This is a genomic window from Olleya sp. ITB9 (assembly GCF_001315805.1).
Taxonomy (GTDB): domain Bacteria; phylum Bacteroidota; class Bacteroidia; order Flavobacteriales; family Flavobacteriaceae; genus Olleya; species Olleya sediminilitoris.
On the sequence record NZ_BCBW01000015.1, the window covers coordinates 92,309 to 98,609 of the forward strand.

8 protein-coding genes are annotated in these 6,301 nt (G+C 29.0%); 3 read left to right on the forward strand and 5 right to left on the reverse strand.

The annotated features are described in order from the left end of the window. Positions 1-2 precede the first annotated feature (2 nt). Genes ITB9_RS03435 through ITB9_RS03450 form a run of 4 tightly spaced genes read right to left on the reverse strand, consistent with a single transcriptional unit; the run spans position 3 to position 3,490 of the window. Positions 3-1,037: an o-succinylbenzoate synthase gene (locus tag ITB9_RS03435; protein ID WP_054851155.1), complete on the reverse strand. Its 1,035-nt coding sequence runs from the start codon at positions 1,035-1,037 to the stop codon at positions 3-5. 15 nt (positions 1,038-1,052) lie between these two features. Next, positions 1,053-1,730, reverse strand: coding sequence for a metal-dependent hydrolase (locus ITB9_RS03440; protein WP_054851156.1), 678 nt, complete (start codon positions 1,728-1,730; stop codon positions 1,053-1,055). A 14-nt stretch (positions 1,731-1,744) separates the two neighbouring features. Then, the gene (gene menA, locus ITB9_RS03445) at positions 1,745-2,647 is read right to left on the reverse strand and encodes a 1,4-dihydroxy-2-naphthoate octaprenyltransferase (RefSeq protein WP_054851157.1); all 903 of its coding nucleotides are present in this window, start codon (positions 2,645-2,647) and stop codon (positions 1,745-1,747) included. A 3-nt stretch (positions 2,648-2,650) separates the two neighbouring features. Then, positions 2,651-3,490 carry a 1,4-dihydroxy-2-naphthoyl-CoA synthase gene (locus tag ITB9_RS03450; protein ID WP_054851158.1) on the reverse strand — a complete coding sequence of 280 codons (840 nt, stop codon included), beginning with the start codon at positions 3,488-3,490 and terminating at the stop codon, positions 2,651-2,653. 280 nt (positions 3,491-3,770) lie between these two features. Here ITB9_RS03450 and ITB9_RS03455 point away from each other — a divergent pair, with 280 nt between their 5' ends. The 3 genes from ITB9_RS03455 to ITB9_RS03465 all read left to right on the forward strand — a co-directional run bounded on the left by ITB9_RS03455 (position 3,771) and on the right by ITB9_RS03465 (position 5,434). Further along, complete coding sequence (locus tag ITB9_RS03455; protein ID WP_054851159.1) at positions 3,771-4,181, forward strand: hypothetical protein; 411 nt, start codon at positions 3,771-3,773, stop codon at positions 4,179-4,181. Positions 4,182-4,397: 216 nt separating this feature from the next. Further along, complete coding sequence (locus ITB9_RS03460) at positions 4,398-4,820, forward strand: hypothetical protein (RefSeq protein ID WP_054851160.1); 423 nt, start codon at positions 4,398-4,400, stop codon at positions 4,818-4,820. A 176-nt stretch (positions 4,821-4,996) separates the two neighbouring features. Next, a complete protein-coding gene (locus ITB9_RS03465; RefSeq protein ID WP_054851161.1) occupies positions 4,997-5,434 on the forward strand; it encodes a hypothetical protein in 438 nt (145 codons plus the stop codon). On the opposite strand, the gene ITB9_RS03470 is transcribed toward ITB9_RS03465, so the two are convergent. Then, the gene (locus tag ITB9_RS03470) at positions 5,418-6,257 is read right to left on the reverse strand and encodes a S1 RNA-binding domain-containing protein (RefSeq protein WP_054851162.1); all 840 of its coding nucleotides are present in this window, start codon (positions 6,255-6,257) and stop codon (positions 5,418-5,420) included. The two genes, ITB9_RS03465 and ITB9_RS03470, sit on opposite strands and share 17 nt — an antisense overlap. Positions 6,258-6,301: the final 44 nt, after the last annotated feature.

Sequence of the window (6,301 nt, forward strand, 5' to 3'; positions counted from 1 at the left end):
TTTTAAAATTTAAAATCCCAATTTGTATTAATATTGTACTGCAATGTACCGTTTTTAACCTGTAAAGGCGAATTAATATTATTTGTAAATAAGCTACCAGTACCCAAACCTTGAGGTAATTTACTGTGTTTAGTAAATGTATATTGTGCAATAGCATTTAAGCCAACATTACTTTCTAAAGCACTAGTAATCCACCAACCAATTTTTTGTTGTTCTGCTAAATCAATCCAAGTATCACTACCTTTAAAACCACCAATAAAACTAGGTTTTAATATTATATATTGTGGATTAATAGCTTGCAATAAGGTTTCTTTTTTACTATCATCAAACACACCAATTAACTCTTCATCTAAAGCTATTGGTAAAGGCGTTTGTTGACATAAATTAGACATAGCTTCAAATTGACCAGCTTTGATAGGCTGCTCTATAGAGTGTAAGTTATACTCTGAAAGTTGCTTTAGTTTTTCTAAAGCTTCATTTGGATTAAAAGCACCATTAGCATCGACACGTAATTCAATATCGCTTTCGCTGAAGTTTTGCCTAATACCTTTTAAAATATCAAGTTCCGTTTGAAAATCTATAGCACCAATTTTAAGTTTTATACAACTGAAGCCAGACGCAATTTTATCTTTTATTTGAGCTGTCATAAAAGCTTGGTCACCCATCCAAATCAAACCGTTTATATCTATTGAAGCTTTACCATTAGTAAACTGTGAAGGATATAAAATAAATGGATCTTGACTTTTTAGGCTATTAAAAGCCATCTCTAGACCAATTTGAATACTTGGATACTCATGGTTTTTGGCATATAAAACCTCTAAACCTAAATTAATATTTTGACAGGTATAATGTAATTGCGCTTCGTAATCTGGAGTATCATCTGCACTTAAGCCTCTTAAAATTCCACATTCTCCAATGCCTTGTTTACCATCTTTTTCAATTATAACAAACCAAGTTTCTTTAGTTTTTAAAACGCCTCTTGACGTTCCGCTTGGTGTTTTGAAGTTTAAAATATGTTTGTGGTAAGTTGCTTTCATTAAAATAATTAAATTTTATAAATCTATACTTTCACCAATTTCTAAAAGCATTAAGTCTTTATTTTTATCAAAAAACTTACGTTTAGCCACTTCATGATCAATTTCGATGTAACCAAATGTATCAAAATGATATCCTAAAACTTTATCACAATTTACAAAATCGCTAGCAAGAATAGCATCATCAATTCCCATTGTAAAATTGTCTCCTATTGGTAAAATAGCCAAATCTAATTTGGTTTGCATAGGTATTAATTTCATATCAAAAGTCAAAGCAGTATCACCAGCTATATAAATATTTTTATGTTCTCCTTCCAAAACAAATCCACCAGGTTGTCCACCATAACTTCCATCAGGAAAAGAAGATGTATGTACAGCATTAACATATTTTAAGCTACCAAAATCAAAATCCCAAGTTCCACCAAAATTCATAGGATGACCTTCAAATCCTAAATTTTGAAAATGTGCAACAATTTCAAAATTAGATACAATCACAGCATTTGTTAGTTTTGCAATAGCCTCAACATCCAAAATATGGTCTTGATGTGCATGTGTTAGTAAAATGTAATCTGCTTTTATTGTGTTAATATCTATATGACTGGCTTTTGGATTAACTGTTATGTATGGATCTACCAAAAGATGTGTATCCTCTATTTGAATTCCTAAACTTGCATGACCGTAAAAAGTGATTTTCATTTTAAAAATGGGTTTTATAATAATTGTCCTATACCTATTAAAATACTTAACAAAACTGTGGTTAATGCTAATTTTTTTAATTCTGGATCAAAATCTTTAAGATTTGTAACAGCGTTTACCTTTTTTAAATGTAAAAATAAAGGTAAATAAGCAATAAAATAGATTAAATTAAATGGTGTTTTATAATAAATAAGTCCAAATACAACAGTTAAAATAATAGCTGTAATTATCAAAACATAATGATATTGTTTTGCCTTAACAGCGCCTAACTTAACCGCTAATGTAATTTTATTAGAGGTTTTATCAGACACAATATCACGCATATTATTTAAATTAAGCACTGCTGTACTTAATAAGCCAATACTAATGGCTGGTAGCAATGTTATTACATCTACGTGTTTAGCATACAACATATATGAACCAATCACACTAATTAAACCAAAAAACACGAATACAAAAAAATCTCCTTTCCCTTTATATCCATAAGCGTTGTCTCCAACAGTATATTTTATAGCTGCATAGATAGAAAAACCAGCAATTATTAAAAATAGTATTCCTAATAAAACACTGTCTGCGCCAAAAGACACATATATTAGTATAATAGTCAAAATAATACTAACTATTACATTGAACCTTATGGCATTATACATTTGTTTTTGTGTAATTGCTCCAGATTGTAAAGCACGAGTTGGTCCTATCCTATCGTCATTATCTGTACCTTTAACTCCATCACCATAATCGTTAGCAAGATTTGATAAAATCTGAAAACTTAAAGTTGTTAGTATTGCAAATACAAATATTGTGATATCAAAAGAACCATTAAGTTTAGCTAAACAAGATCCTAAAATAATACCAGAAATTGATAATGGTAATGTACGCAAACGCATTGCTGACAACCATTTTTTAGTATTATTCATAGACTATGGTATCCATTGTTTTGGAAAGTTAGGTTTACGTTTTTCTAGAAACGCATCTCTACCTTCTTTAGCTTCATCTGTCATATAGGCTAAACGTGTTGCTTCTCCTGCAAAAACTTGCTGACCAACCATACCATCATCTGTTAAATTCATTGCAAATTTTAACATTTTAATTGACGTTGGCGATTTTTCTAAAATCTCTTGAGCCCATTCATAAGCAGTACTTTCAAGCTCATCATGAGGTATAACAGCATTAACCATTCCCATTTCATAAGCTTCTTGAGCAGAATAATTTCTTCCTAAAAAGAAAATTTCTCTAGCTTTTTTCTGACCAACCATTTTAGCTAAATAAGCAGATCCATATCCACCATCAAAACTAGTTACATCTGCATCTGTTTGCTTAAAAATAGCGTGTTCTTTACTAGCTAATGTTAAATCACAAACGACATGTAAACTATGTCCTCCACCAACAGCCCAACCAGGTACAACTGCAATAACTGCTTTAGGCATAAAACGTATTAAACGCTGAACTTCAAGTATATTAAGTCTGTGGTAACCATCCTCTCCTACATAACCTTGATGACCTCTTGCTTTTTGATCTCCTCCTGAACAAAAACTATAAACACCATCTTTAGTAGATGGACCTTCGGCTGATAATAAAACAACACCAATTGACGTATCCTCACCTGCATCATAAAATGCGTCATATAGCTCTTTAGTAGTTTTTGGTCTAAATGCATTTCTAACATTTGGTCTGTTAAATGCTATACGTGCTACACCATTGCTTTTAGAATAGGTTATATCTTCATAATCCTTGGCTTTTTGCCATTTTATTTCACTCATATTATTATCTAATTTTTAAAGTATAAAAATACGGAATTATTAGTTTTTAACTAACAATAATTAACTTTCAATATATAGAATGATTTAAAATTTTAATTATATAATAAATTGACAAAAAATCAACAAATCCATCGATACTTATTGAATAACAGTAAATTGAGCCTATAATAACAAAACACAACAAAACACTTTATCTATAAAATATGCTTTTTGTCTATTTGATAAATTTTATTATATTTACGTTTTAATTCGCTATTAAATTTTTATAATATTATGAGTAATGAATATTATTGACTCAACATTTTACCATTTGGTATTAAAAGAAATTAATTACAGCTTAGGAGATTTATATATGCTTCAAGATGTAGCTGTTTTACAAGTTAATAAAGGTCAACACATAACTAAAGATTCAATTGAAGATATTTTGATGGAACTTTATATGTTTTACGAACTAAAACAGCAAAATTTCGCTTTAATTTCTAATAATATTAATGTGTATACTATTGATTATTCAGATTGTTACAAGTACACTAATCTGTTTTCAAATTTACACTTTTATGGTATTGTTGACTATTCTAATTTAAATGAAACTAAACAGTTTCAACAAAACAATTTTGGTAATACAAAGTCCAAAACATTTAAAAGTCTAAATGAAGCCTTTAATTATATTAGACCTAAAGTGTTAATTTAATTAAAAATAATTATAGCGTGATTACTTTGATATACTAACCAAGTTCAAAATTAGAAACCTTATAAGCTATCTTAATAAGCCCTAACCTTATTTTGATAGCTTATTTTGTATTTAATCGACACTAATTGGAGTTTAATCGAAAACTCATATCACACAGACTATCAATTATTTAAATAGACAATAGAAACATAAATTTGTGTAAACGCTATTAAATTTATGAAAACCATCAACAGTAAACTAGCAGATCAAGTTAAAGATGTCTTTATTTCTAAACTCGGAACATTTTACATTTTAGAAGATGTTATTATATCTGAAATTAACGAAGGAGAACATTTAACAATCGAAAATGCTCAAGGACTTTTGAGCTATATTTATAATTATTATGGTAAAAATAAAAAGTTTGCTTACATCTCTAATCGAGTAAATAAATACTCAATTGAAGTTTTAGACTATCCCAAAATAAAACAAATAGTTCCTAACCTAGAATTATTTGCCATTATAAGCTACTCACATTTTGACAAAATGAATATTTATATTGAAAAACAATTTTGCAAAGTACCTTATAAAAGTTTTCCAACCATAAACAAAGCCTACAACTTTGCAAATCAATTTCTTAACAAAAAACATATTAGTGCTTAAAAGCACAACTACATTTAATAATGTCTAGTTAAAAAAACAATAAAATACTGAATAGATAGATTTTACATCAAAAAACACAACCTTTTGACTGTTTTATTAAAACGGTTATCGAATATCATTTTCTGTTCATTAATAGCGTTTTTCTATCTATTAAATTTGTAATAAAATCCTCCCAAATGAAAATAGTTGACTCTACACTAGCAGATTCCATTTTAGATATTCACATAACTAAACAAGGTAATTTTTACTTTTTAGAAGGTATGGTTATTTCTGAAATTAACGAAGGGATTACCTACACCTTTAATGAAGCTTCAAAAGTAATACAAGCTGCTCATGATTTTTACGGACCAAACATAAGTGTTTGTTACCTATCAAATCGTGTTAATAACTACTCTTTAAAACCATCAGATTGGTTAAAATTTTTCAGAAACACTAGTAATCAATTAAATGGATACGCTGTAATTACAAAAAGCGAAAACAGTTGGTTTAACGCTTTAATGGAACGCTTATTTTGTAAAACAGATATTATAAGATTTGATAACCTTTACAAAGCAATTGAATGGGCTAAGGAACAAAACGCAGCTATTAACAACAAAACTAGTCTTGCGTCTTAAGGTAAATGCCATCTGGTTTTAAATCTATAAGCTTTTGCTTATACAATGTACCAATTGCTTTTTTAAACGTTTTTTTACTCATCTGCAATTGATCTTTGATTGCTTCAGGATTTGACTTATCTGTTAAAGCTAAAAAACCATTGCCATCTGTTAATTCTTGCATGATTTTATCTGCATTAGGCTCTATATTTCTGTAACCAATATCACCTAAGCTAATATCTAACTTATTTCCTGGACGTACTTTTTTTACAATACCTTTTAAACGGTCTCCTACACTAATATCTTGAAAAATATTGTCTTTGTATATTAGACCAATATGCTTATTATTAACAATAACATTCATACCTAAATCACTTGGATGAGAAACAATTAAATCTACTTGATCAAACTGATCTACAGTCAATTCTTTATTATCTAAAAAACGATTTGTTTTACTAGAAGCTACTAAACGCTCTGTAACTTCGTCTAAATAACAATGTACAAGATACCAACCTCCTTTTTTCATTGGAAAAGCTTGCTCTTTAAAAGGACAAAATAATTCTTTTACTAAACCAAAATCTAAAAAGGCACCTATTTTAGAAACAGCATTACAACGCAACATCGCAAATTCACCTTTAATAATATAAGGTTCGTCAGTTGTTGCAATCATTCGCTCTTCATTGTCTAAATAAATAAAGACCTCTATATCATCACCAATTTCAAAATGTTCTGGTACGTATCTGTTTGGTAATAAAACTTCATTATTATCTGCATCACCTAAAAACAATCCAGGTTCTGTGTCTCTTAAAATCTCAAGTGTATTAAACTCTCCTATCTGTATCATACTGCAAAGGTAAGCATATAAAAAAAGCGTTACAGAACTGTAAC